The 25,482-nt window shown below is 38.4% G+C and carries 28 protein-coding genes; 15 read left to right on the top strand and 13 right to left on the bottom strand.

Features of this window, described 5'->3' with window-relative positions; translation table 11 throughout:
- Positions 1-60: 60 nt before the first annotated feature.
- The 4 genes from ACSZOX_RS08195 to ACSZOX_RS08180 all read left to right on the top strand — a co-directional run bounded on the left by ACSZOX_RS08195 (position 61) and on the right by ACSZOX_RS08180 (position 2,684).
- Positions 61-375 (top strand): rhodanese-like domain-containing protein, encoded by a 315-nt coding sequence (locus tag ACSZOX_RS08195; protein WP_437919379.1) that lies wholly within the window; start codon positions 61-63, stop codon positions 373-375.
- 247 nt (positions 376-622) lie between these two features.
- Positions 623-2,047, top strand: coding sequence for a Glu/Leu/Phe/Val family dehydrogenase (locus tag ACSZOX_RS08190; protein ID WP_437919378.1), 1,425 nt, complete (start codon positions 623-625; stop codon positions 2,045-2,047).
- Between the two features lie 101 nt (positions 2,048-2,148).
- Positions 2,149-2,442, top strand: a complete 294-nt coding sequence (locus tag ACSZOX_RS08185; RefSeq protein ID WP_437919377.1) for a hypothetical protein — start codon at positions 2,149-2,151, stop codon at positions 2,440-2,442.
- Positions 2,443-2,450: 8 nt separating this feature from the next.
- On the top strand, positions 2,451-2,684 hold the full coding sequence (locus tag ACSZOX_RS08180) for a DUF6358 family protein (RefSeq protein WP_437919376.1): 234 nt from the start codon (positions 2,451-2,453) through the stop codon (positions 2,682-2,684).
- Between the two features lie 31 nt (positions 2,685-2,715).
- Here the strand turns inward: ACSZOX_RS08180 and gcvT are convergent, their stop codons facing one another.
- From gcvT to ACSZOX_RS08155, 5 genes are all read right to left on the bottom strand, one after another.
- Positions 2,716-3,795: a glycine cleavage system aminomethyltransferase GcvT gene (gene gcvT, locus ACSZOX_RS08175; RefSeq protein ID WP_437919508.1), complete on the bottom strand. Its 1,080-nt coding sequence runs from the start codon at positions 3,793-3,795 to the stop codon at positions 2,716-2,718.
- 95 nt (positions 3,796-3,890) lie between these two features.
- Positions 3,891-4,715 (bottom strand): DUF6929 family protein, encoded by an 825-nt coding sequence (locus ACSZOX_RS08170; protein ID WP_437919375.1) that lies wholly within the window; start codon positions 4,713-4,715, stop codon positions 3,891-3,893.
- Positions 4,712-5,395, bottom strand: coding sequence for a pseudouridine synthase (locus tag ACSZOX_RS08165; protein ID WP_437919374.1), 684 nt, complete (start codon positions 5,393-5,395; stop codon positions 4,712-4,714). The genes ACSZOX_RS08170 and ACSZOX_RS08165 overlap by 4 nt, the downstream gene beginning before the upstream one ends.
- Complete coding sequence (locus ACSZOX_RS08160) at positions 5,395-5,766, bottom strand: DUF4359 domain-containing protein (RefSeq protein ID WP_437919373.1); 372 nt, start codon at positions 5,764-5,766, stop codon at positions 5,395-5,397. Before ACSZOX_RS08160 ends, ACSZOX_RS08165 begins: the two co-directional genes overlap by 1 nt.
- Positions 5,767-5,896: 130 nt before the next feature.
- Entirely contained in the window at positions 5,897-6,619 is a 723-nt protein-coding gene (locus tag ACSZOX_RS08155; RefSeq protein WP_437919372.1) for an SIMPL domain-containing protein, read from the bottom strand.
- Positions 6,620-6,770: 151 nt separating this feature from the next.
- Here ACSZOX_RS08155 and ACSZOX_RS08150 point away from each other — a divergent pair, with 151 nt between their 5' ends.
- Positions 6,771-6,962: a cold-shock protein gene (locus ACSZOX_RS08150; RefSeq protein WP_148909422.1), complete on the top strand. Its 192-nt coding sequence runs from the start codon at positions 6,771-6,773 to the stop codon at positions 6,960-6,962.
- 141 nt (positions 6,963-7,103) lie between these two features.
- On the opposite strand, the gene ACSZOX_RS08145 is transcribed toward ACSZOX_RS08150, so the two are convergent.
- Together ACSZOX_RS08145 and recO are read right to left on the bottom strand one after the other, a co-directional pair.
- Positions 7,104-7,547 carry a DUF805 domain-containing protein gene (locus tag ACSZOX_RS08145; protein WP_437919370.1) on the bottom strand — a complete coding sequence of 148 codons (444 nt, stop codon included), beginning with the start codon at positions 7,545-7,547 and terminating at the stop codon, positions 7,104-7,106.
- Positions 7,548-7,629: 82 nt separating this feature from the next.
- Positions 7,630-8,355, bottom strand: a complete 726-nt coding sequence (gene recO / locus ACSZOX_RS08140; RefSeq protein ID WP_437919369.1) for a DNA repair protein RecO — start codon at positions 8,353-8,355, stop codon at positions 7,630-7,632.
- A gap of 327 nt (positions 8,356-8,682) precedes the next feature.
- Here recO and rpmB point away from each other — a divergent pair, with 327 nt between their 5' ends.
- The 9 genes from rpmB (at position 8,683) to ACSZOX_RS08095 (ending at position 18,730) form a co-directional block, all read left to right on the top strand.
- A complete protein-coding gene (gene rpmB / locus ACSZOX_RS08135; RefSeq protein WP_437919368.1) occupies positions 8,683-8,916 on the top strand; it encodes a 50S ribosomal protein L28 in 234 nt (77 codons plus the stop codon).
- Between the two features lie 71 nt (positions 8,917-8,987).
- Complete coding sequence (rpmG, locus tag ACSZOX_RS08130) at positions 8,988-9,170, top strand: 50S ribosomal protein L33 (RefSeq protein WP_002998409.1); 183 nt, start codon at positions 8,988-8,990, stop codon at positions 9,168-9,170.
- 40 nt (positions 9,171-9,210) lie between these two features.
- Positions 9,211-9,372, top strand: coding sequence for a DUF4295 domain-containing protein (locus tag ACSZOX_RS08125; RefSeq protein ID WP_320186571.1), 162 nt, complete (start codon positions 9,211-9,213; stop codon positions 9,370-9,372).
- A 250-nt stretch (positions 9,373-9,622) separates the two neighbouring features.
- Positions 9,623-10,585: a signal recognition particle-docking protein FtsY gene (gene ftsY, locus ACSZOX_RS08120; RefSeq protein ID WP_437919367.1), complete on the top strand. Its 963-nt coding sequence runs from the start codon at positions 9,623-9,625 to the stop codon at positions 10,583-10,585.
- A gap of 136 nt (positions 10,586-10,721) precedes the next feature.
- Positions 10,722-12,056, top strand: a complete 1,335-nt coding sequence (rimO, locus tag ACSZOX_RS08115) for a 30S ribosomal protein S12 methylthiotransferase RimO (protein ID WP_437919366.1) — start codon at positions 10,722-10,724, stop codon at positions 12,054-12,056.
- Positions 12,057-12,489: 433 nt separating this feature from the next.
- Positions 12,490-14,079 carry a bacillithiol biosynthesis cysteine-adding enzyme BshC gene (gene bshC, locus ACSZOX_RS08110; protein WP_437919365.1) on the top strand — a complete coding sequence of 530 codons (1,590 nt, stop codon included), beginning with the start codon at positions 12,490-12,492 and terminating at the stop codon, positions 14,077-14,079.
- The gene (locus ACSZOX_RS08105) at positions 14,079-14,687 is read left to right on the top strand and encodes a Crp/Fnr family transcriptional regulator (protein ID WP_437919364.1); all 609 of its coding nucleotides are present in this window, start codon (positions 14,079-14,081) and stop codon (positions 14,685-14,687) included. The genes bshC and ACSZOX_RS08105 overlap by 1 nt, the downstream gene beginning before the upstream one ends.
- Positions 14,688-14,913: 226 nt before the next feature.
- Positions 14,914-17,787: an aminomethyl-transferring glycine dehydrogenase gene (gene gcvP, locus ACSZOX_RS08100; protein ID WP_437919363.1), complete on the top strand. Its 2,874-nt coding sequence runs from the start codon at positions 14,914-14,916 to the stop codon at positions 17,785-17,787.
- Positions 17,788-17,902: 115 nt separating this feature from the next.
- Positions 17,903-18,730, top strand: a complete 828-nt coding sequence (locus tag ACSZOX_RS08095) for an N-acetylmuramoyl-L-alanine amidase (RefSeq protein ID WP_437919362.1) — start codon at positions 17,903-17,905, stop codon at positions 18,728-18,730.
- A gap of 61 nt (positions 18,731-18,791) precedes the next feature.
- Here the strand turns inward: ACSZOX_RS08095 and ACSZOX_RS08090 are convergent, their stop codons facing one another.
- The 6 genes from ACSZOX_RS08090 to ACSZOX_RS08065 form a co-directional block, all read right to left on the bottom strand.
- Positions 18,792-20,105, bottom strand: coding sequence for a nicotinamide mononucleotide adenylyltransferase (locus tag ACSZOX_RS08090; protein ID WP_437919361.1), 1,314 nt, complete (start codon positions 20,103-20,105; stop codon positions 18,792-18,794).
- A gap of 71 nt (positions 20,106-20,176) precedes the next feature.
- Entirely contained in the window at positions 20,177-20,719 is a 543-nt protein-coding gene (locus ACSZOX_RS08085) for an NUDIX hydrolase (protein ID WP_437919360.1), read from the bottom strand.
- Between the two features lies 1 nt (position 20,720).
- Positions 20,721-22,460, bottom strand: a complete 1,740-nt coding sequence (locus ACSZOX_RS08080) for a phospho-sugar mutase (protein ID WP_437919359.1) — start codon at positions 22,458-22,460, stop codon at positions 20,721-20,723.
- A 97-nt stretch (positions 22,461-22,557) separates the two neighbouring features.
- The gene (locus ACSZOX_RS08075; protein ID WP_437919358.1) at positions 22,558-23,187 is read right to left on the bottom strand and encodes a hypothetical protein; all 630 of its coding nucleotides are present in this window, start codon (positions 23,185-23,187) and stop codon (positions 22,558-22,560) included.
- Positions 23,184-24,056, bottom strand: a complete 873-nt coding sequence (locus tag ACSZOX_RS08070; RefSeq protein WP_437919357.1) for an SDR family oxidoreductase — start codon at positions 24,054-24,056, stop codon at positions 23,184-23,186. The genes ACSZOX_RS08075 and ACSZOX_RS08070 overlap by 4 nt, the downstream gene beginning before the upstream one ends.
- Before the next feature lie 3 nt (positions 24,057-24,059).
- Complete coding sequence (locus tag ACSZOX_RS08065) at positions 24,060-24,824, bottom strand: enoyl-CoA hydratase/isomerase family protein (RefSeq protein ID WP_437919356.1); 765 nt, start codon at positions 24,822-24,824, stop codon at positions 24,060-24,062.
- Positions 24,825-24,912: 88 nt separating this feature from the next.
- On the opposite strand from ACSZOX_RS08065, the gene ACSZOX_RS08060 reads away from it, so the two are divergent.
- A complete protein-coding gene (locus ACSZOX_RS08060; RefSeq protein ID WP_437919355.1) occupies positions 24,913-25,440 on the top strand; it encodes an ExbD/TolR family protein in 528 nt (175 codons plus the stop codon).
- Positions 25,441-25,482: the final 42 nt, after the last annotated feature.

Below are 25,482 nucleotides of genomic sequence, written 5' to 3'. Positions count from 1 at the left end.
CGAGTGAAACGATTTCATTGAAATAAATGAAATCTAATACTTATAAATAATTATTTACATATGAAAGAAGTTACAGTTCAAGAGTTGAAAAATTTGATAGATAACAACGAGGAATTTCAACTGATAGACGTTCGCGAGCCATTTGAGTATGAAGTTTCAAACCTAAATGGATTGAACATTCCTTTGGCAGGAATAGTTATCGAGTCGGATAAAATAGCGAAGGATAAGCCAGTAATTATTCAATGCCGAAGCGGGAAACGAAGCGCACAAGCAGTGATGTTATTGGAACAACAAGGCTTCGATAACCTAGCGAATCTAAGTGGAGGAATTTTAGCCTGGAAAGAGGAAATTGATCCTGAAATTGATGTTTATTAAAAAATTGGAAAAAATTAGAAAAAGGAGGCTCGATAGCCTCCTTTTTTGTTTTCAAAAATCTACAGTTTTAGAGCAAAATTTGTATCGTTTCGATTGATTTTTTGAGGGTTCCAAAACAAAATCAACGTAAAAACGTAAAAGAAGTAAAAGTATACAATGAAAGGTTTTTTGTCGGCAAGTCGGCGAAAGATTTTTTAATTTTATGATGAAAAATAAAACCAAAATAAACATATAAAGAACAATTGTTATGGCGATAACAAATTCAGCAAACAACAGTTTTTTTGAGAGTGTTCTGCAAAATTTTGATAAAGCAGCTAAACACACGCGGTTCGATAAAGGTATTCTCGACCAGATAAAAGCCTGTAACTCTATATTAAGGGTGAAATTTCCTGTTAAGATAGGCGAGAAAATCGAAGTAATAGAGGCCTATAGGGTACAACATTCCCATCATAAGTTGCCCTGCAAAGGAGGTATTCGTTTTAGTTTAGAGGTAGACCAAGAAGAAGTCATGGCCTTAGCTTCCTTAATGACTTACAAATGTGCGATTGTGAATGTGCCTTTTGGTGGAGGAAAAGGAGGAATAAAGATTGACTCTAAAAAATATTCTGCATTCGAATTGGAAAAAATAACAAGACGTTATACTTCAGAGTTATGTAAAAAGAATTTTATTGGTCCGGGTATTGATGTTCCTGCGCCAGATTATGGAACAGGGGCAAGGGAGATGAGTTGGATATTAGATACTTATTCTTCTCTTAATCCGAATGATATTAATGCACAAGCCTGCGTAACGGGAAAACCAATTTCGCAAGGAGGAGTTCGTGGACGGACTGAAGCGACAGGTCTTGGTGTTTTTTTTGGAGTACGGGAGGCCTGTTCATTTGATGTCGATATGGAAAAGCTGGGAATTACTCCAGGAATTGAAGGAAAGCGTGTCATTGTTCAGGGCCTTGGAAACGTTGGATATCATACTGCAAAATATTTTCAGGAAGCAGGAGCTAAGCTGGTTGGATTAATAGAATATGATGGTGCTATTTATGATGAAAATGGGCTAGATTTGAATGCTGTACAAGCACACCGCCAATCAACAGGTGGAATTTTGAATTATCCCAATGCTGTTAGCTTTTCTAATCCGGCAGAAGGACTAGAGCAAGATTGTGATATTTTAATTCCAGCAGCTTTAGAGAGCGTGATTCATAAAGATAATGCAGATCGTATACGAGCAAAAATAGTCGGCGAGGCTGCCAATGGACCTTTAACCTCTGAAGCAGATGAGATTCTTAACAGAAAAGGTGTATTGATTATTCCTGATATTTATTTGAACGCAGGTGGAGTAACTGTATCTTATTTCGAATGGTTGAAGAATTTAAGCCACGTTCGCTACGGTCGTTTAGAAAAACGCTTTAGTGAAAATATGTACAAGGAACTTATTGATATTATAGAATCTACAACCGGAAAACGCGTTTCAGATTTAGAGAGAAAGACGATTTTGCGTGGCCCTGATGAGATTGATTTGGTACATTCGGGCTTGGAAGATACTATGATTGGTTCTTATCGAGAAATTCGGGATATTTATATGTCTCTAGAGGGAATCGAAGATCTACGAACTGCGGCATTTGTTTGTGCCATTAACAAGATTGGTGTAGCTTACGAGGAGTTGGGAATTTTCCCTTAATCGGGTTATAAAAGAAAATATCGGAACAGTCTTGTTATCATTCCTCGTAACAGAACAAGACTGTTCTGCTGTATTCGTGCGAATTTGCTTATTTTTGTGGTATGCGTAATTTAGCACAGCAAACAAAGCAAGCTTTTTATTTTAGTTTGGGGTTTTACCTACTGGCGATCGTTTCAAAATTGCTCCAGTTTTATTTGGCAGATGTTCTAATTAGCGTTGGACTATTGCTTTCCCTTGTTTGGATAGTACTTGTGCTTCGTGAGGTTATGCTTTCTGTCAAATTGAGTAATGGAGAACGCTTGTTGTTAATTATTTTTATCATCTTTGGTAATATATTGGCAGGCGTAGTTTACTTTTTCTTTATTCGTGAAAAAGTGTTGGCTGACGCAAAATGAAGATAAGCATGACAAAATATTTTATTCTTAATATTGCATTGAACTTTGGTATAATTTTCCTGCTTTACAGCGCTTATATGTCATATCAATCAGGAAATCAACTCTTTTTATTTCTTTCTGTTGCTTTACTTGTGGTGCTGATTTACCTCAAAGTTGTCCTTTTTAAAATTGTAAAAAAGAGGACCGCTGCAACAAAAGAAAAGCCAACTGAAGTGCTACAAAAAAAAGGAACAAAAGCATAGACTTTGTTCCCTTTTTTCCTTTCTTTTGTTGCTACTTTACAAAAGGAGCTTTCCGAACGACAGCTTTGATTGCTTGATTTCGAATATTGACAAAGATTTCGGATCCATCTTTGGCGAATGCACTATCTACATATCCTAAACCAATAGACTTTTTTAATGTAGGAGATTGCGTTCCAGAAGTTACCCGACCGATCTTATTTCCGTTAGCATCTACAATTTCGTAGTCGTGGCGAGGGATTCCCCTTTCAATCATCTCAAAACCTACTAATTTTTGAGATAGTCCTTTCTCTTTTTCTAATTTCAAGTTCTCGCTGTTTACGAAATCTTTTGAAAATTTTGTTACCCAGCCTAGTCCTGCAGCGAGTGGGGAGGTTGTGTCATCAATATCATTTCCATACAAGCAGAATCCCATTTCTAGTCGTAAGGTATCCCGCGCTCCAAGTCCTATCGGTTTAATACCAAAATCAGCACCTGCCTGAAAAATTGCATCCCATACTTTTTTTGCGTTTTCATTGGCGACATAAATTTCAAATCCACCAGCACCAGTATATCCTGTTGCGGAAATTAATACATTTTCAACACCAGCGAATGTGCCTTTTTGGAAGCTATAATATGCCATCGGAGCTAGCTCGATCTCGGTAAGAGCTTGTAAAGCTTCTGCTGCTTTAGGGCCTTGTACGGCAAATAAAGAAGTTTGATCAGAAATGTTTTTCATTTCAACATCGTATACGTTGTATTTTGAAATCCAATTCCAATCTTTTTCAATATTTGAAGCATTAACTACTAAAAAGTAAGTGTATTCATCAATTCTATAGGTCAAAAAATCATCTACAATACCCCCTGTTTCGTTGGGGATATAAGCATATTGCACTTTTCCATCATAAAGTTTGGACGCGTCATTGGAAGATATTTTCTGTATAAGATCAAGGGCCTTTTCTCCTTTTAAAATGAATTCACCCATGTGACTAACATCGAAAACGCCGACACCTTTGCGGACTGTTTCATGTTCATTGTTGATTCCAGAATATTGTACCGGCATATTGAAGCCTGCAAAAGGCACCATTTTAGCGCCGAGGGCAACATGATGTTCGGAAAGTGCAGTATTTTTAATCATAGCAGTCTGATTATCTAATTTTTTTTCAAAAATAGATAAAAAAAGGGCATTTCTGCCCTTAAATTTTATCATATGTTGACGCAAATCGTTGTTTAAAGAGGAATTTGCAAATAATAAATTGTTGAAGATGGGTTGCCATCATCAGGATCTTCACAAAGTAAAAATTCTACCGTACGGTTACTTTTTTTGTAGAAAGATATTCCTTCAAATTTATGCGTATTGGAAATTGTGCTTATGGATTCTATTTTGTGAGATATGGGATTTAGTATACCTAATATAGAGCCCTTTATTGCGCCATCATGATAGTTGGAATTGCTATCCTCAGCAGCGGCTAAAAAGTAGATTTTTTTATTCCAGAAAGTGGCGTCAGTGAAGCCAGTCGATATGCCCTGTAATTTTGGTAATGAAATAGGAAGAAAAGCTTTGGGACGTAGGCTCGTTTTATCTAAAATAAAGATGCCATTTTTTTCTTGCGGTCCGTTTCCTCGATTGAAGAGCCATAGTTCATTCTCTTTTTTGAGGATGATAGCCCCTTCTATATTGAAATCAGCTGGAGAGACATCAAATTGTGTTTGTAGCGTTTGATAGATCGTCTTCAATTGCACTGGAACAACCTTCTTTTTTTTGTGTTTTATCAAAAGATTTCTGTTTTCTCCAGATCCCGAGCCAAAAATATAAAGCTCATTTCCTATTCGTGTGATTGCTTCGAAATCTGATTTGTCTTTTTTAGGTATCTGTTCCGAAACAGCCGTATTCAGTAGGTTTTGTTTGTCTAGGTGTCGATTGCTAAAGTTGTAATGATAGAGCAAATTACTGTCGTCAGCGATTAGCGTCAATTTGTTGTCTTTATATAAAAGACCAGAAGCAGCACCTATCCCATGTATAGTAAATAGTATTTTTAGAAGGATTTCATTCATGGTTGTAAATTTAAGAGATGTAACGCGCGGATAAATTCTCCTTGTAGCGGCGCTTCTATACAGATTTTCTCCTTTGTTCGAGGGTGTTGAAATTGCAGTTTTTGAGCATGCAAAAGCATCGTGTCAAGATCAAATGTTTCTTTCCATAGCTTATTTTGTTTGTTACAACCATGAGGTCTATCTGCGATGATCGGATGGAGAATATGTGCAAAATGTTTTCTGATCTGATGCATTCTTCCTGTTTCTGGATAGACCTCTACAAAAGAATAACGAGAGGTGCTAAACTTTCCACACGGAAGATCGATTTCTGCTCTGCCTCGTGTAACAAAATGTGTAATGGCATCCTGTATCGTACCGTTTTCCTTTTTTAAAGGATAGTTAACCGTTCCTTTATCCTCTGTGAAACCTCGTACTATGGCAAGATAGGTTTTTTCTATGGCTTTTTCGGCAAAGAGCAACTGTGTCAATTTATCCATCTCTTTATGGAGAGAAAAGAGTAATATCCCACCAGTTTTTCTATCTAATCGATGTGCAGGATATACGGTTTGTTGGATTTGGTCCCTTAAGATTTGTAATGCAAATTCGGAGCTGTCAGCAGCGATGGACGAACGATGTACGAGTAGTCCGTGGGGTTTGTTCACGGCAATTAGATCGTCATCTTGGTATAAAATGTCTAACATCACTTCCCTTTTATCATGTTGACAACATCAGCCGCCATATCATCTATTTTAGCGCTTAGCCAGACTTTTTTAAACATACCTAAGCCGATTATCTGTTCTTTGTCTTCCCACGTCACCTTTGTGACGGAGAATAAATAATAATTCTGTACGTGGATATGATTCTTCATAAATTGGTCAACAAGAGTGTTGCCGAATAATTGTACCCCTAAATTGAGTACATTGTTGTCGTTATTTTTTCCTGTGTGTTGCTGCAGAAGCTCCAGGGCTTTAATCCGTACCGCTTCTTCATGCTGTTCGTTGCTAGGGTTTGTAAAGAAGGCCACTAGCATCAATACGATTGTGCTAAGTGAGAATATGCGTGTTTTACTCATAAAACAAAAATAGGATTTTATAAAACGAATCCGAATGGAAATTCCATCTCGAGGGGAGGTACTCGTTCACATTTTATACGACAAAAGGAGAACATTTGTTCTCCTTTTGTCGTATAAAAATTAGTAAGGATTATTGAAGCTCAAATACCCCATCGATATTACAAGTCAACTTAATAGGGTGAATGCTGATATCAAGCCCTTGATCGGTGTTGTTCATATCCGCAGATGCCATCTCAGCTTTGGCCATATAAGCCCGTGTTACAGGCATAACATCGTTCCAGCCGAATGAACTGTTATCATTTATAACGAGCACTTTTCCGATTTTATCACCAGTAGCAGAGGCAATGATTTCAGCGTTTGCACGTGCGTCTTGCACAGCAGCTACTTTTAGTTCTTTTTCTATTTGTCTTTTTTGTGAGTGATCATAACCATTTATTGATGTACTTTGGAGTCCTTTCGGATCGACCTTGTCCATCATACCATTCAATCCGTTGAGATTTGAAATCTTTAAACGATATTGTTTAGCTTGTAAAAGCTCAGAATTTCCTTTTTTCTTGTTGTCAGTATTGTAGCTGTAGACATTTTGTATCGTAAAATCTTCTTTTTTTACACCGATAGCAAGGGCTGCGTTGTAAAGTTGCTTTTCTAAACTTTCAATATCGACCTTCTTTTTGTTGTTTCCATCAACAAAGTATTCCTTTAAAGATACAGATAGGTATATGATATCGGGAGTCACCTCTTTTTCCGCATAGCCTCGAGTGGAAACTTTTCTGCTGAACTCATAATTGTTCGTTTGTGCACCAACCATCGTGATCATACAGATGGCTAAAATTAGACCGAATACTTTTTTCATATTATTCTTTTTTTAGTTTCAAATACAAATATACATTTAGGATGTTTGACGTTAAATCAATCATATCGTTTAAAAAAATTAAAAAGAAATAAAGGCGCATTGAAAAATAATTTATACCTTTAGGAACAATACATAATAATACAATAATAAAATGCAAGAAGGCGTAGTAAAATTCTTTAATGAGACCAAAGGTTTCGGTTTCATCATTCCTAACTCTGGCGAAAGTGAGATCTTTGTTCACGTTTCAGGATTAGTAGACAAAATTCGTGAAAACGATCATGTTTCTTACGAAATTGAACAAGGCCGTAAAGGTCTTAATGCGGTAAATGTAAAGCTTATCTAATCTTAGATTTCAAATATATTTATTGTGAAAAAGCCAGATTTTTGATCTGGCTTTTTTATTTCTCCTGTTGGAGATCAGTGAAAAAATCCGTTCGTATACATCGACTTGAAAGCCGGGAATAAGTAGACTAAAGGACTATTATTATGGGTTGGGGTTAGTAAATGGATTATTTCCAGGTGTAGGAGGGAAATTCCCAAACGAGTTAATACCATTCTCATCGGCCTTTGGATCAGGTCCAAATTCGTTCGGGCCTCTATCTCCTTCTTTGACCATCAAGTAGAGAAAATAGAAATTTACAAGAGGTATGAATGCAAATACAATATACCAAGTCGGATTTCCCGAATCATGTAGACGACGTATGCCAACGGCTAAATAAGGAATCAATAGAGCCAATCCTACTAAAGAAAGCAAGCCGTAAACAAGAAGCCCCAAACTTTCGCTAATAAACGATAAAATACCGCTGACAATAAGTAAGGCGATATAAATTGCGATATAGATAAGAATAAACATCCAAAATTCTTTGCGACGAGCCCGTCCTTCGAAATTAGCGTAATTATCCCTTACTACTTTTAGAAACCATTCCATATCTGTTTGATTTATAAGTTTATAAAGTGTTACTTTCTTTTATCATTATAAATATAATAATAAAAATGTTACAAGAAAATATTTATTGAAAAATTTCTTCTAAAATGTCGAGCGAATGTATAGAACCAAAGTTTTCTGTATGTAGTTTATAGAATTCAACAATTTTTCCAAGTAAGGTTTTTCGGTCTTCTTTGTTTACTTTGAAAGTATTGGCGTTTTCAAATCCTATAGCCAAAAGCTGTCGAAATTGTGAGGTGTGAGGTTCTTGCAGTACGTGGCTGTGTGCGGGCAGATTGGGTGTAAATGTTCCTTCTAATAAATTAAAGTATGGTGATCTGTTGAGGGAGGAAGGAAGAGGGAGAAATCCCAAAAAACGGCTTAGCTTAAGTAAGAAAATAAGATGAAAGTTAGCAAGTCCTCGCTGGGATTCATCAAGCCATAAAATTGCTTGTTGTATGAAGTTGAAAAGAAAAGGATCTGGTGCCTGCTGTCGGAGTACCTTATATAAGATTTCGTCAATGAACAGCGCAATTGCACTTTTGGTAATATTTAATGGGATGTCTCGTAGAACAGGAATCTGGCGGACTTCCTTGATGCGTTGAAGGCCCCCGTTATCTTTATGATAGACTACCATTTCTAATGGATGCAAAGGTTGGAATAGGTTGGCAGAAATCTTCGCCTTAGGCTTTTTTGCTCCTTGGATAAGATAAGATTGCATACCAAAGGTCTCCGTAAATATATGTACTACAATACTGTTCTCAGAGTAGGCCGTTGTTTTAAGAGCAATTCCTTTCGTTTTGTGGAGCATGCGGTTAAGGTGTTTTTGCAAACATAGAGATTTGTATTTTATTTTCGAAAATTTGCACTTTCGATTATTGTTAACGGAATAAGATTACGCGCGGGAAGTCTTGCAATAGCGATTATGTGCAAATGTGAATTGTGGAAAACTATTTGTTTGTCTATCGTTTACATTTGGAGTTTAAAACGGTAGTTTTGCTTGCCAAAGCAAAGGCTAACCTAAATTTAAAAAATTATTCTTTTCAGTCCTTGCATTTCACAAAAGAAATATAGATATTTGCAAACTCTTTGTGAAAAGAGTGTAAGACAATAGATAACAATAAAAAAATCAAATATCATGTCAAGAATTTGTGATTTAACAGGCAAGGCGGCATTAACAGGAAATAACGTTTCACATTCAAACGTTAAGACTAAACGTAAATTTTACCCGAATTTACAAACTAAGCGTTTCTACATTCCAGAAGAAGATCGTTGGATTACGTTGAAAGTGTCTACATCTGCAATTAAGACAATTAACAAAAACGGTATTACAGCAGTAATCAATAAATTTATCCAAAAGGGATCTATTTAATAATTACAGCCTGTTATCAAAATATTCATGAAATCTATCCATCAAAGCGATGGGTTAAATAAAGTAAAACAATGGCAAAAAAGGGAAATAGAGTACAAGTAATCTTAGAGTGTACTGAGCACAAAGAAAGTGGTCTTCCGGGCATGTCTCGTTATATCACAACAAAGAACAAGAAAAACACAACAGAACGTTTAGAGCTTAAAAAGTTCAATCCAGTTCTTAGAAAAGTTACTGTTCATAAAGAAATTAAGTAATAAACCATAGGGCAAAGGCACTATATAAAAAAATAAAACAATGGCAAAGAAAGCAGTTGCGTCGTTACAAAAAGGTGGTGGTAAAGAATTTACAAAAGTTGTTCTTACTGCGAAATCTGCGAAAACGGGAGCTTATACTTTCAAAGAGAGTATGGTTCACAATGATAAAGTGAAAGATGTTGTAGCAGCCGCTACTAAATAAGCTTACGCAGGAAATATTCCTTTTTTTTAAAGTTTTTCTTTAAAAATAAAAGAAGCCGTTTTGGTATCCGCCGAAAGGGCTTTTTTAGTATAGCTTATCAAAGCTTTTCTTTCGTCTTTTGTATAGAAATCGACAGGAGATGAGTGGGGTCGTTTAGTTTATATTGCGTTGATTGTTATTGTATATAAAACTAAATTTATCTAAGTTTGATAGGTTATAATCAAAAACATATCCATTCACAGATCATAAGATGGGATTATTCGATTTTTTTAAAAAGAAGCAAGAGACACCCGAGGCGCAGGAAGCTTTAGATAAAGGTCTTGAAAAAACGAAAGAGGGTTTTTTTTCCAAGATAACTAAAGCCGTTGTTGGGAAGTCAACAATTGACGATGAGGTTTTGGATAATCTGGAAGAGGTGCTTGTCATGTCGGATGTTGGTGTGACAACAACCTTGAAAATCGTTGATCGTATACAGAAGCGTGTCGCAAGAGACAAATATCTGGGGACAGATGATTTGAATCGTTTGCTGCGTGAAGAGATCCAAGATTTATTGGCGGAGAATAACAGTAATGATTTCGAAACCTTTGAATATGGAAGCCATAAACCCTATGTTATTATGGTTGTCGGTGTGAATGGAGTTGGTAAAACAACAACGATCGGTAAATTAGCACATCAACTAAAAGAGGCCGGAAATAAGGTCGTTTTAGGTGCGGCAGATACGTTTCGTGCAGCAGCGGTGGATCAGATTAAGCTTTGGGGCGAGCGCGTAGGTGTTCGGGTTGTTGCTCAGGCAATGGGTTCAGACCCTGCATCAGTAGCTTATGATACCATTAAATCTGCTATAGCAAATGGAGATGATGTAGCTATCATTGATACAGCAGGTCGCTTACATAATAAAGTCGGCCTGATGAATGAGTTGACGAAGATTAAGAACGTAATGCAGAAGGTGGTTCCTGAAGCACCTCACGAAATTTTGTTGGTGTTAGATGCTTCCACAGGTCAGAATGCAATAGAGCAAGCTACGCAATTTACACAAGCGACAGATGTGAATGCCCTTGCTCTGACAAAATTAGACGGTACAGCGAAAGGTGGGGTTGTGATCGGTATATCAGATCAGTTTAAAATCCCTGTGAAATATATTGGTGTAGGGGAGAAGATTGGGGATTTGCAACTATTTAATAAGAAGGATTTCGTCGATTCTTTGTTTAAATAGATAAAATAGACTTCCAACTTGGCTTGAAACCAAATTCAAGCGTAATTTATTAAAAGTGGTTGATCAAGGAGCTCGCTATTCTTTGTGTAGTGTAGAAAAGCTTGATTGTAATTGCTTTGCTAGTAAGAGATAAGAGATGAAAACAAAATATGTAAAGGTTGCTACGACGGTGCGTAAGCCGCGAGTGAATGTCGTGACATTGGGTTGTTCTAAAAACATTCATGATTCGGAAGTGCTCATGGGACAATTGAGAGGCAATCAAATGGAAGTTGTGCACGAATCAACGAACATTCAAGCGAACGATATTGTTGTAATCAATACATGTGGGTTCATTGACAACGCAAAACAAGAATCTATTGATACGATTCTACAGTATTCAGAGCTAAAGGATCAGGGAAAGGTTAATAAGGTTATCGTGACAGGATGTCTTTCGGAGCGTTATAAACCCGAATTGCAATCTGAGATCCCAAATATAGATGCCTATTTTGGAACCAACGATTTGCCCGAATTGTTATCTACAATCGGAGCGGATTATAAACATGAACTTTTAGGAGAACGTCTTTTGACCACTCCATCCCATTTTGCGTATTTTAAGATTGCAGAAGGATGTAATAGACCTTGTTCTTTCTGCGCTATTCCTTTAATGCGTGGAAAACACATTTCAAAATCAATAGATGATTTGGTTAAGGAGGCTAAGTTTTTGGCCGCAAATGGAACAAAGGAACTAATTCTTATTGCACAAGATCTTACATACTACGGACTGGATATTTATGGAAAGCGAAATCTTTCCGATTTAATGCGACATTTATCGGACGTGGATGGTATTGAATGGATTCGTTTGCAATATGCGTATCCTTCCGGTTTTCCAATGGATATTTTGGACGCAATGAATGAAAGATCGAACATCTGTAACTATTTGGATATGCCATTACAGCATGTTAGTGATAACATGTTGAAGTCGATGCGGAGAGGTACAACTAAACAGAAGCAAATTGATTTGGTGAATCAAATTCGTGATAAAGTGCCAGATATTGCTTTGCGTACTACATTAATATGTGGTTATCCAGGAGAAACAGAGCAGGATTTTCAAGAAATGTTGGAATGGGTGGAAGAATCCCGCTTTGACAGATTGGGATGCTTTACTTATTCGCACGAGGAAAAAACTCATGCTTATAGTTTGAAAGACGATGTGCCTGATGAGGTTAAGCAATCGCGTGTAGAGCAGATTATGGAAGTTCAGCAGGGCATTTCTTATGAACGAAATCAGGAAAAGATAGGTGAAACCTTTAAAGTTCTCGTAGACCGTGTTGATGGGGATTACTTTATAGGCCGTACAGAGTACGATTCTCCAGAAGTGGATAATGAAGTCGTATTGAGTGCTAAAGATAATTATGTCCGGATTGGCGATTTTGTGCAGGTGGAAATCGATAGAGCAGAGGATTTCGATCTTTATGGAAAAATTGTTCGCTAGTCTTTGTTTTCGGTCAAACGAGTTTAGATAATAATGGCGGCTATTTGTATAAAAAGTTTTCCCGAGATTTTAACAAAAAAAAATAGATTTTAAACCTCGCTACAACTTTCGACCTTTATTATTTCCGGGGCCGATATCGTGTAAACTACTATATCTGTTAGGAACAGAGCTAGTAGTATTGTTTTATAGCTAAAAGAAAGGACACACAGACGTAGTGTCCTTTCTTTATTTGTTATGGGGAAGTATAAAGCAATTGTCAAATAAACAAGAAAACGAATTACTGTAATAGACCTTTTCTGAAAATTATGTAATTTGAGCTCCGTTTAGAGACGGAGAGGTGAAGGGATGTCTAGCTCGTTTAGAGCGAGATGTGAGGAGGCCTTCTTCCGATAGTTTGTCCCTAGTCTCTAGATGCCGATACAAGAAGAGATAAATGAAAGCAACATATATCGATTATAGCGATACAGCAAGTTTTTCTAAAACTCTATTAGCCTATCTAGCTAATGATGAAGAGTTAAAGCCTTTCTATGGTCAAAAGCCTGATTTAGCGGGTTTTTTGTCACAGATGGAATATAAACAAGATTTTCAGCACCGTGATTTACTGGTTTCACAATTAATTGACCAATATGGAGGATTACTCGAAGAAAGTCCTCTTGTAGCGGCGCACATTGATTTGTTAAAAAAGAAGGACACATTTACGGTGACAACGGGTCATCAGCTTAATATTTTTACTGGACCGCTTTATTTTATTTTTAAAATTGTAACAGCAATACGGTTAGCGAAAGATCTCAAAGCCGCTTATCCCGATAAAGATTTTGTACCAATTTATTGGATGGCGACAGAGGATCATGACTTTGCTGAAATTAATCATACTCGTGTCTTTGGAAAAAAAATCAGTTGGGATGTGCCCGCTGTTTCCGGTACGGGACGTATGTCAACGGCTACAATACACGATGCGGTAAAACAGTATTGTAACACCTTTGGTCTTTCTATTAATGCAGATCGTTTAAAATCAATTGTAGAGAAAGCTTACCTGCAAGAGTTATCCTTAGCGGATGCAACGCGTATCATGGTTAATGAACTATTTAAGCATGAGGGGCTTATCATTATAGATGCAGATAGAAAAGCACTTAAAGAACCTTTTATTCCCTATATAATACAAGATATCTTAGAAGAGAAAAGTGTGAAGGCGATAGAGAATACATCAAGGAAGTTGGAGGATCTTGGATTTCAAACACAAGTACATGCCCGACCGATCAATTTTTTCTATTTGACAGACTCATTTCGAGAACGCATTGTACTTACCGAGGATGGTCAATTCGAGGTCCTACACCAAGGACTCTATTTTTCGAAAGAAGAAATGCGTGCCGAGATAGAAAGGCATCCGGAACGCTTCAGCCCCAATGTTGTCATGCGCCCTTTATATGAGGAAATTATTTTACCGAATTTAGCATATATTGGGGGAGGTGCCGAAATTGTTTATTGGTTGCAACTGAAAGCGAACTTTAATCAATATGATGTTCCGTTCCCTATCTTGATTCCACGTAATTCAGCGATGATAACCGACGATAATGTTGCCGGAAAAGTTTTTCGTCTGGATCTCACCTTTAAGAGTGTTTTTAAACCCATGGATGTGCTGAAAAATGAGTACGTACGTAGACATACCAAACATCGCTTGAACCTCCGTGACGAGTGGATGGAACTAAATGCCATCTTCGGAAAGATTAAGCTCAGGACGCATAAGATCGATCCTAGTCTTGGTGCGAGTAGTGAAGCGGTCAAAGCCCGCTTAAAAAAAGCAATCAATAGTTTGGAGAAAAAACTACTTAAGGCAGATAAGCATAATCATGAAGATGCGTTAATCCAAATCGAGCGTCTAAAAGATAAATTATTTCCTAATGGCGGCTTGCAGGAGAGGACAGAGAATTTTGCTTCTTTATATCTAAAACATGGAGATACATTGATTTCGGAACTTGAGAAACATTTTAACCCCTTAGAATTTAAGTTTACAATATTGTATTAGTGGAAAACTCAAAAATCAATTTAACGGAGAGCAGATTTTATAAATATTACACAGAAAAAGGAGGATTGACAGCCGCCCAAATGGAGCAACTGAGTCCTTACTTTTCGTTCAAAACAGTTGCTCATAATACCTATCTGTTACGTGCGGGAGAGTTAAGCCATTATGCTTTTTTTGTTGAAAGTGGTTTGTTACAATCGTTTTCATTGGACGAAAAAGGAGGCGAGCATATTCTTCAGTTCGCTCCCGAAAATTGGATTATTTCAGATAGGGCAAGTCAGTATTTTAATAAACCCTCGGATTATTATATAAAAGCAATAGAGCATTCTACTCTTGTCTTTATTCAGCCTGACTTTATGGAAAAGGCATCGCTCTGGAGTAATGAATTCGCTTGTTTTTTGGAAAATTCGCTGCAAAGAAATATTTATGTACAGCAAAAGAGGATTAGTTCATTGCTTGCAATGAATGCCAAAGAACGCTATCTTTCCTTTATGGAGATGTATCCAGGATTGTTATTACGTGTACCGCAGTGGATGATTGCTTCTTATTTAGGAATTACTCCCGAAAGTTTAAGTCGAGTACGGCGAGAACTGCTTAATGACAAGATTTGATCTTCCTTTTCTAGACCTGCATATAAGAGTTTTCGTCGTTGCTGTGTGTTCTTGGAAGAGGACGCTGTTGTCTTTTCTTTTTTACTGTATAAGAAATGATTAGACACATTTTTATTAGCAGATAAAATCGTATTTTTGCACTCTCAAAAAGTATATGAAAAGTGTCTTTCTAAAAACCTGTTTTGGAGTGATTTAGGACGATGCTAATGAAAAAGTTAAGCGAAAAATGAGCAACGTATTTTATCAAGAAAAATTTCAAGATCGCCACAACGGCCCGCGGGCTGTAGAAGCACAAGAAATGTTAGCCTATTTAGGTGTGCAATCGGTGGACGAACTTATCGAGCAGACTGTTCCTCGCCAAATTAGGTTAAAGAAATCACTGAACCTGCCTGAAGCGTTAAGCGAGCAAGCCTATTTAAGAAAGGTAGAGCAGTTGGCAGATAAGAACAAGGTTTTTAAATCTTACATCGGTCAAGGTTACTATGATGTAGTGGTGCCTGGAGTTATTCAGCGGAATGTATTGGAAAATCCAGGATGGTACACCCAATATACGCCCTATCAGGCGGAGATTGCACAAGGACGTCTGCAAGCGCTGTTAAACTTTCAAACCGCAGTTTCTGATTTGACGGGATTGGAAGTTGCAAATGCTTCTTTATTGGACGAGGCAACGGCTGCTGCAGAGGCTATGTTTATGCTGTACAGCGCCCGTAAGAAAAAGAATGCAAACGTGTTTCTCGTTACTCCTCAAATTTATCCGCAAACACTAGATGTGTTGCAAACGAGATCTGTTCCCTTTGGAATTGAAATTCGTGTAGCAGATATCGTTGAAGAGAACCTGTCTGACGAAATTTTTGCAGTGTTTATTCAATATCCGGCAGCGGACGGTACTCTTGCAGATTATGCTTCGTTTACCGCAGTGGCCCATGACCAACAAATAACGGTATGTGTGGCTGCTGATCTCCTGTCTTTGACTTTGTTAATGCCTCCTGGAGAGTGGGGTGCTGATGTCGTTGTCGGAAATTCACAACGATTTGGTGTACCGATGGGATTTGGAGGTCCTCACGCGGCATTTTTTGCTACAAAAGATGCCTATAAGCGTAATATCCCAGGACGTATTATCGGTGTAACTTCGGATGCACAAGGTAACTACGCTTTACGGATGGCCCTACAAACCCGCGAACAACATATTCGTCGCGATAAAGCGTCTTCTAATATTTGTACAGCTCAAGCATTATTGGCCATAATGGCTTCCTTTTATGCCGTTTATCATGGTCCGGAAGGAATAAAACAAATCGCTAATCGAATCAATGACTTAACGAAGCTGTTGGATAAGGCCATTCAGGAATTGGGATATGAGCAAACCAATGCGTCTTATTTTGATACTTTGCGTATCGTCGTTGGGGAACAAGTCGGTGCATTAAAAGCGGAAGCACTCAACAATGAACTTAATTTCTTTTATCATGAAGGTGTTGTCGGAATTTCTATTGATGAGACCAGCACATTCGACGATGTTCAGACCATTGTAAAAGTATTCGCGAAGATTAAAGGGAAATCATTGAACGATGTAGATTTGACAGCATTCGTCGATCAACTTTCAACCTCTATTCCAGAGACCTTGTTACGCACATCGAGCTATCTTACCCATCCGATTTTCAACAGCTATCACTCAGAAAGTGAAATGTTGCGTTACATCAAGTCTTTAGAGTCTAAAGATCTTTCTTTATGTCACTCCATGATTCCTTTGGGTTCTTGTACCATGAAATTGAATGCAACAACAGAAATGGTTCCCTTGACTTGGGCACATTTCGGTGGTTTACATCCTTTTGCGCCAGTTGATCAAACTTCGGGTTATATGCAGTTAATCAATGAACTTAATGATTGGTTGTCCGAAATCACAGGATTTGCGAAGATGTCTTTTCAGCCGAATTCAGGCGCACAGGGCGAGTATGCTGGATTAATGGTGATCCGTGCTTATCATGAAAGTAGAGGTGATAGCCACCGTGATATTTGTTTAATTCCTGCCTCAGCGCACGGAACAAATCCCGCCTCAGCTTCTATGGCAGGGCTTAAAGTTGTTGTCGTGAAGTGTGATGAACTCGGCAATATTGATGTTGCAGATCTTCGTGCTAGAGCAGAGGAGCATGCTACCAATTTAAATTCATTGATGGTAACCTATCCTTCTACACATGGTGTATTTGAGGAGTCTATCATCGAGGTCTGTGAAATTATTCACGAAAATGGAGGCCAGGTTTATATGGATGGTGCGAATATGAATGCGCAGGTTGGGCTGACTAGTCCTGGTTTCATTGGTGCGGATGTATGTCACTTGAATTTGCACAAAACATTCTGTATTCCACATGGTGGAGGTGGGCCAGGTATGGGGCCTATTGGTGTGGCATCACATTTAGTTCCATTTTTGCCAAATCACGAGGTTATAGAAGTTTCTGGAGATCAGGGTATTTCTGCGGTATCAGCAGCGCCATTTGGCTCCGCTTCTATTTTAACTATTTCATATGCTTACATTGCAATGATGGGGGCTGATGGATTAACGGAAGCGACAAAAACAGCCATTTTAAATGCAAATTATATCAAGGCTCGTCTAGAGGGACATTATGCTGTTTTGTATGCAGGAGCAAATGGACGTTGTGCACATGAAATGATTTTAGATTGCCGCACATTTAAAAATGTAGGCATTGAAGTCGCAGATATCGCTAAGCGTTTGATGGATTATGGTTTTCATGCTCCTACAGTTTCTTTCCCTGTAGCTGGAACACTTATGGTTGAACCCACAGAGTCTGAATCGAAAGCAGAATTAGATCGTTTTTGTGAGGCCTTAATTGCAATTCGTTCCGAGATTGCTGCAGTAGAGGCGGGAGAGGTTGACCAGAAGAATAATGTGTTGAAGCACGCTCCACATACAGCAGAAATTGTTACTGGAGATGATTGGGATAGACCTTATAGCAGACAAAAAGCAGCTTACCCGCTTACTTATGTAAAAGCTAACAAGTTTTGGCCTTCAGTAGGGCGCGTAAATGATTCTCAGGGGGACAGAACGTTAATCTGTTCTTGTCCATCTATAGAAGAATATGCAGAGGCATAGTTCTTGTATACTATAAAGTAAAACTCCTGTTTTTTAAGTAAAGCAGGAGTTTTTTTTGATGAGGAAGTTGCTTAAGGGGTGGTTTTTGTTTAGTATGAATTGTATTTTTGAATATATGAGACGAATGAGATATGTATGGTATGCTTTGCCTAGCATGTTATTTATTGCTTCCTGTGGCGGCGGAAAGTATGCTGCGACGGAGAAAGTTTATAAAGAGAAGGCAAAGGTATTAGCGCAACAATATGAAAATGCTCCTGCGGAGGGACAACTTGAAAAGGTATTGGTGGCAGACAAACAGTGGATTGCTTCTGTAAACTTCGGTGTACGGAAACCTAATTATGTGATGATTCATCATACTGCTCAGGATTCCTTGGCGCAGACCATTAAGACCTTTCATAGTGTCAAAGCAGGTGTGAGCTCACATTATGTTGTCGGTCGTGACGGCAAAGTAGTCCAGATGGTTAACGATTTATTCAGAGGACATCATGCCGGTTTGGGAAAATGGGGAAATGACACGGACCTTAACTCTTCATCTATTGGTATAGAGCTCGATAATAATGGAACAACAGATGTTTGGCCGGAAGCCCAGATTAATGCATTGGTAAATCTTTTGCAGTACTTGAAAGATACCTATAAGATACCCCAAGCAAATTTTATCGGTCATATGGACTATGCGTCTACAAGGAAGAACGACCCCTCTCGATTTCCTTGGAAGAAACTTGCCGACCGAGGTTTTGGATTTTGGTATGATGCTAATTTGGAAACACCGCCAATAGGATTTGATCCAAAATTAGCCCTGCGTATTATCGGTTATGACATCAAAAATCTGGATGCGGCGATAAAAGCATTCAAAATACATTACATTCAAAAAGATACAAATTCTGCGATTTTAAGTGAACAGGATTTGAAAATTTTATATGCTATTTTTAAGAAATTTTTGTAGGTATAGGGCGAAAAAAATGCAGGCCTGTCATTGATGGGCCTGCATTTTTTTTGGATTGTTTTTAAACTGTTTTTACGAATTTTTCATCGTAATTCTCAATATCAACAATGTATTTGTTTTGAATAAGAAAGTCGAAAAGATGTTGTGCTTCTTTTGCAACAGGCATGTTTTTCGTTGTCACAATCTCGTTTGATTTTCGATCTAAGTAAGGATAAGCATATAATTTTACATCTTTGCTGAACATCCCCGATATGTAGGAGAGTAATTCGTGTGTATACTCTTCCATATTATACTTATCGGTATTGAATATGTTCTTAAGATTAGAGACGTTCGTCGCAATACCGATATTTTTTGGTTTGAAGGACTTAATGAATTCGGCCAGGTGATTGTTACGACGGAAATTGGAAACCATAATATTGTTTCCTGTCGAACAAAGGTATTCAGCTCTCTCTGCAAAATATGTCAAATCTTCATCCGTAATTGTACTTTCTTCGTCTAATACATTTCCCATAAGTACTTCAATAAGGACTACTGTGTCTGCTGGAATTGCCGCTGTATTTTTTTCGAATTGTTCTACGGCGAGGTTAAACAAGTCGAAGTTTGGGTTTGATTTTTGGCGATATTTTGTGCGGAGAATGATAATGTTTTTTTTGTACAAATAGTCTTTAATTTGTGCTGCTTTTGCGTCAGGTCTAAATATGGCTGCTTTAGCAAAACCTTTTGCAATAAGATAGAGATTCAGTAAACGTTCATTTGCCTGTTCGAAAGCCGGGCCAGATACTTTTACGAGATCGATTTCAACAGAACCGACAGAAAGGTTGTCTACTAAAGATTCGATCATGACCTGTGGCGTCTCTGCATAGTAATACGCTGCAAATATCAGATTGACACCAAGGATACCCAGTACTTTAGATTGTAGATGGGAATCACTGTCTAAAAGGCGTACATGAATAACGATGTCATTTACTGGTCCGCCCACCTCATGTTGAAAACGAACGCCAATCCATCCATGGGGATCATTTGTTTTTGTGAAATTGAGTGTGGTAACGGTGTCGGCAAAAGCGAAGAATTTTTTAGATTCGTATTTTTCGGTATGAAGGCGCTCGGTTAAGAGATCAAACTCGTGCTCTAACATTTTCAAGAGCCTTTCTCTGCTTACATATCGACCTGAATCTTCTGCTCCGTATATGGCGTCGCTAAAAGCCATGTCGTAGGCCGATATTGTTTTTGCGATTGTCCCCGAGGCAGCCCCGGCTTCAAAGAAATTTCTTGCAACTTCTTGTCCTGCTCCTATCTCGGCAAAGGTTCCGTAGATGTCTGGATTTAAGTTAATTTTTAACGCTTTTCGCTTGGTTTCAAAAATTTCTCTTGCCATATGGCAAAGTTACGAAAATCATGGAGATTATTCGGACGGGCCCAATGTTTATGAAATAAAATTAGGTCTGCTTAAAGCAAACCTAATTTTTGAAATGTGTGAAATAAGGCTGCTGTATGCAGTGCTTGACCAATTTTATTTTCGTATAAAAATTGTCTTGCTTCATCAATAGACATTAGAACAACATCGATATCTTCCGAATTGTCCAATTCCTGTTCCTGAACTTTACGCCCGCCTTTTAAAAGATAAGTATAGGTAATGTTGCCACTAGTTGCTGGATTGGCATACAGTTGACAGATTTTTTCAATAGAGTCAAATGCATAGCCGGTCTCCTCCAGTAATTCGCGCCGGGCGGCAACTTCAGGATCTTCACCTTCTTCTACAACACCTGCCGGCAGTTCAGTTAGAATCTCGTCGGCCCCATGTCTATATTGTTGAACAAAAAGAATCTGGTTGTCACTGGTTATTCCAATCATATTTACCCAAGTGGGGTACTCAAGAACGTAGTATTCGTCTTTGATATTGCCATTGGGTAATTGTAGTTTGTCCACGCGCAATGTAGCCCATGGTCGTTTTATGATGTATTTAGAGTCTAATAACGTCCACTTTTCCATATTAATCTTGCACGATATCGGCCATGATGTTTTTCACTTTTTGTTCTAATTTATCGGCGGTTGCTTCGTACTGATCGCGCGACACCAATGCCTCTTTTACGGAGCAATAAAACTTGATTTTTGGTTCCGTACCTGATGGTCTTGCAGAAATGACATCACCATCTACTGTGATAAACTGGAGGACGTCAGATTTAGGAAGATCGATTGTCGTTTGGCTGTTTGTTGCCAATACTGATGCTGTTCCATTGGCGTAATCACGTATTTCTTTTACCTCGACACCACCAAGTGAGCTCGGAGCATTACTGCGCAGATTAGCCATCATCTGTTTGATTTCATCAGCGCCAGCTTTTCCTTTTTTCGTCAAGGATATTAGTTTTTCCTGATAGAAACCATACGTTTCATAAATTCCCAAAAGGATATCAAAGAGTGTTTTTCCCTGGTTTTTAAAGTATGCGGCCATCTCTGCGATAAACGCACAAGCATTGACAGCATCTTTGTCCCGAACAAGGTCTCCTACAAGGAAGCCGTAACTTTCTTCTCCACCAACCAGATAATTTTCTGTTCCCTCGACCTTTGTCATTACCTCACCGATGAATTTAAAGCCCGTCAAGGTTTCGTAATTTTTTACACCGAAACTGTCTCCAATATCGGTCATTAAATTTGATGTTACAATTGTTTTAACGATGAAGTCATTAGCCTTTAAAAGACCTTTTTCTTTTTTCGCGGATAGCACGTAATAGATGAGCAGACTACCAATCTGATTACCATTCAGCAGTTGTAGTTCGCCTTTGTGATTTTTAACCGCAAGTCCAACCCGGTCTGCATCAGGATCTGTTGCCATAACAATATCCGCATCAATGGATTGTCCCTTCTGTTTTGCCATGCTCATGGCCTCCTCTTCTTCGGGGTTTGGGTATACAACTGTTGAGAAGTTTCCATCAGGTGTAGCCTGTTCTTCAACGAGCTGTACATTGGTGAACCCCCATGCTTCAAGCATTTTAGGTACAATCGTAATTCCCGTACCATGAATAGACGAGTAGACGATTTTTAAATCGTGCTGTGCAGCAACGGAATCCGGATGGATACTCAATTTTTTGTTTGCATCGATGTAAAGCGCGTCAAATTCCTCGCCAACAACAGTGATATTATCATTGTTTCGTTCGAATTTTATAGCAGATACAGATTGAATAGCATCTACTTCTGTGATGACATTTTTGTCATGTGGAGCTACCAATTGACCGCCATCATTCCAGTAAGCCTTGTAACCGTTATATTCTTTAGGGTTGTGTGATGCCGTGAGCATAACACCCCCTTGGCAATTAAAATGTCTGACAGCAAAAGATAATACTGGTGTAGGACGTAATTCCTTGAAAAGGTATACGTGGATGCCATTTGCCGAAAATACATCTGCGACCAATTGTCCGAATTTTTGGGAGTTGTTTCGGCTATCGTAGGATACGGCTACCTTGAGCACTTGATCCGGGAATTGTTTTTTTAGGTAATTTGCCAAGCCCTGAGTCGCCTTTCCGATCGTATACTTGTTCATTCTGTTGGATCCTACTCCCATGATGCCACGAAGACCACCCGTTCCAAATTCCAATTCTTTGTAGAACGAATCAATGAGTTCGGTCTCTGCGTTATCGTCAATAAGTTGTTGCACCTGTGCAACTGTTTCTACGTCATATTCGGGGCTTAACCATTGTTGGATGCGATCGTTTGTAGCTTGGTCGATAGTATTCATTTTCTAATTAATTTTTACTCGTCTAAATATAGGGGTTTCTTTTTATCATTAATAGTTTACGTATTAATTTAGTCCAGTATATGATAAAAATCATCTTTTAGGCATCGCACCAGCCGTATGCGCGATCCAATACAAAGATATACCACGAACCTTCGTATTTTTTGACGTGGAATATTAAGTTTTCGTTTTTCGTCAGAATGACTCGGTAGGTATTTTTTTCCACTTGTTTTATCTCAGCAAGAGTACGATCGTTAATTTCCTTAAACTCGTGTTTGAAAGATGCAATTTGTGTCAACTGGTCTGCTTGTACAGTTGTGTCGCAAAAAAAACCATATTTATTCCATTTTTCCTCAGCGCAGTCAAATACTGGTAATGAGTCAAATTGAAGAACATAATCGTTTTCAAAAGTTGAATACGGAAAATGTTCTGGAATTGACCGTTGAAAATCAAGGGAATCTACATGCTGATAGGTGTCCATAGCGCCAGGTCTGTAAATGATATAGATACCAAGATCAGGGTGGATCAAAGCATTCGCTTTTTGGTTATCTTGGCTGATGTAGGCGCGCACAAAACGCGTAATAAGTTCTGTTAACTGTTGCTTATCTGCGTTCGGCAGTGCAGTGGATGTTACGGAGTCTTTGTTGTTTTCTTCTGCCTTTTTGTTGGATGATGTACAAGATGTCAAACCAATCGTGATGCAAAATAAAGCGAGAAATAGATTCTTCATGATTTATTATTATTTCGTATTGTATTTTCTATTTGGTCCCACATTTCCAAAGGTATTGCCTCCATGTTATTGAATTCTCCAGCCCCTTGTAACCATTCGCCTCCATCTATTGTTACGATTTCGCCGTTTATAAAACCAGCGAAGTCGGACAGCAAGAATGCAGCCAAGTTAGCAAGTTCTTGATGTTCACCAACTCTTTTTAATGGAACCCTATTTTTGAAGTCGAATTTTTCCAACAATTCGCCAGGTAAAAGCCTATCCCAAGCACCCTTTGTAGGAAAGGGACCAGGGGCGATGGCATTGCTGCGGATGCCATATTTACCCCATTCAACGGCTAGTGAACGGGTAAGAGCCAAAACACCGGCTTTCGCTACAGCCGAAGGAACGACGTAGCCAGAGCCTGTTGAAGCGTATGTTGTTATAATATTAAGAATAGATGCTTTTTGTTTTTTTTCAATCCAATTTTTTCCAAAAGCTAGGGTGCAGTTGACTGTGCCCTTTAGTACAATGTCTATCACAGTGGAGAATGCGTTGGCGGATAACCGCTCTGTTGGAGATATAAAATTGCCAGCGGCATTATTAACCAACATATCTATGGATCCAAAGGTCTCTTCAGCTTTTTTTAGAAGATGATCGATTTGTTCAATATCACGGATATCACAAGCAATAGGCATTACCGGGTGCCCTGTGTTTTCGTTTATCTCCTGTGCCGTTTTTTCTAATACTTCGATTTTTCGGCTAGTGATGATAAGATTGGCTCCCAAAGACGATAAATATTGTCCCATAGTCTTTCCTAGACCGGTACCTCCACCAGTGATAAGAATTGTTTTACCCAGAAAAGCATTTTCTTTTAATGCACCCTCGACCATAACTTATTTTTTTGTGAGATTTTCAATAATCGTTTTAATGATATGGCGTGTTGATGGCCGCCACCACTGTTCTAACACCTGAGCAATAGCTTCGGTTTTATTTTCTTTGATTTTGCGAAGAAGTTCTTGTCGGATATTAAGCTTTGTTTTTCCCCATGTATTGCGGTCGTATTGTGTACAGCTCTTTGCTTTTCGTGTTGCGGTCGTATGTATTCGGTCTGGTGGAACGGTTTCATCGATGAGTCCGATCTGCAAAGCTTCTAATGGAGAAAGGAGCTTGCCTTCCAAAAGGTTTCGATGAGCTTTCGACTGACCTACCCAAAAGCTGTAGAGATTAAATATGCTATGTGGGACAACGATACCGACAGGCACTTCGTTCAGGCCGATTATGTAGTTACCTTCCGCCATCACACGATAATCACAACAGAGCGCCAAGACACAGCCGCCAGCAGGGCTGTGTCCTGTGATGGAGGCAACACTAGGTTTGGGAAATGCCGTCAGGTTGTAAATTAATTCCATGAAGCTATTCCAAAAAATTGTCATGGTTGATTCATCATATTGATATAAGGTTATTAAGTCTAGGCCAGCAGAAAAAAAACCTTCCTTTCCATGCAGAATAATGGCCTCTATTGCAGGATCATTTTTGGCCTTATCTAACTCTTCTATGAGTTCGATAATCATTTCGAGATGTAAAGCATTCGATTTTCCACGGTCGAGCCCAATGTAGGTGATATGGTCGGTTGTTTGTGCTTTAATAAATTCTCCCATAATCGCTTTTATAATAGTTTATGGAAAATTACAGAAAAAAACATCAAGATTATAAATAACCGATGTTTAACTTTTTAAAGATAATGTTATGGCAGAGCTAGCAAACAACAGTAAAACCACAGGAAAGAAAGAGCGCAGAAGTATTCGGAATAGACCGATGCCAAAGGTGGATTTAACAGCAATGGTTGATTTAGCCTTTTTGTTAATCACATTTTTTATGCTAACAACGTCACTAAGTACCCCGAATAAATTGGATGTCGCGATGCCTGATAGAGATAAAGGGCTTTCAACACCAATAAATATCAGTGAAGATAGAACATTAAATTTGCTGTTGGGGGGAAATAATGAGTTAACGTATTATTTAGGGGCTTCTGAGTCACCTAAAACTGCTCCTCAAAGAGTAGCCTATGGCAAATTAGGATTAGGTGAGCTTTTAATTCAGATGAAGAACAAAATAAAGATGTCAAGCAATGGACAGGATATTATTGTATTGATAAAACCAAGTGACATTGCTGTAACAAGGAATGTAGTCGATGTTTTGGATGCAGTGCAGCGAGCGTCTATTAAGCGCTTTATGGTGACGAAAATAAACGAGCTAGAGAAAAAAATGCTCTAGCAGATAGCATGTAAAAAACAAAAGGGGAATCTCATTTCCCCT

The sequence above is a fragment of the Sphingobacterium sp. LRF_L2 genome (assembly GCF_965644235.1).
In the GTDB taxonomy this organism is placed as follows: Bacteria; Bacteroidota; Bacteroidia; order Sphingobacteriales; family Sphingobacteriaceae; genus Sphingobacterium.
Note: the sequence above shows the minus strand (reverse complement) of the source record. Positions and strands in the feature narration are given on the sequence as shown.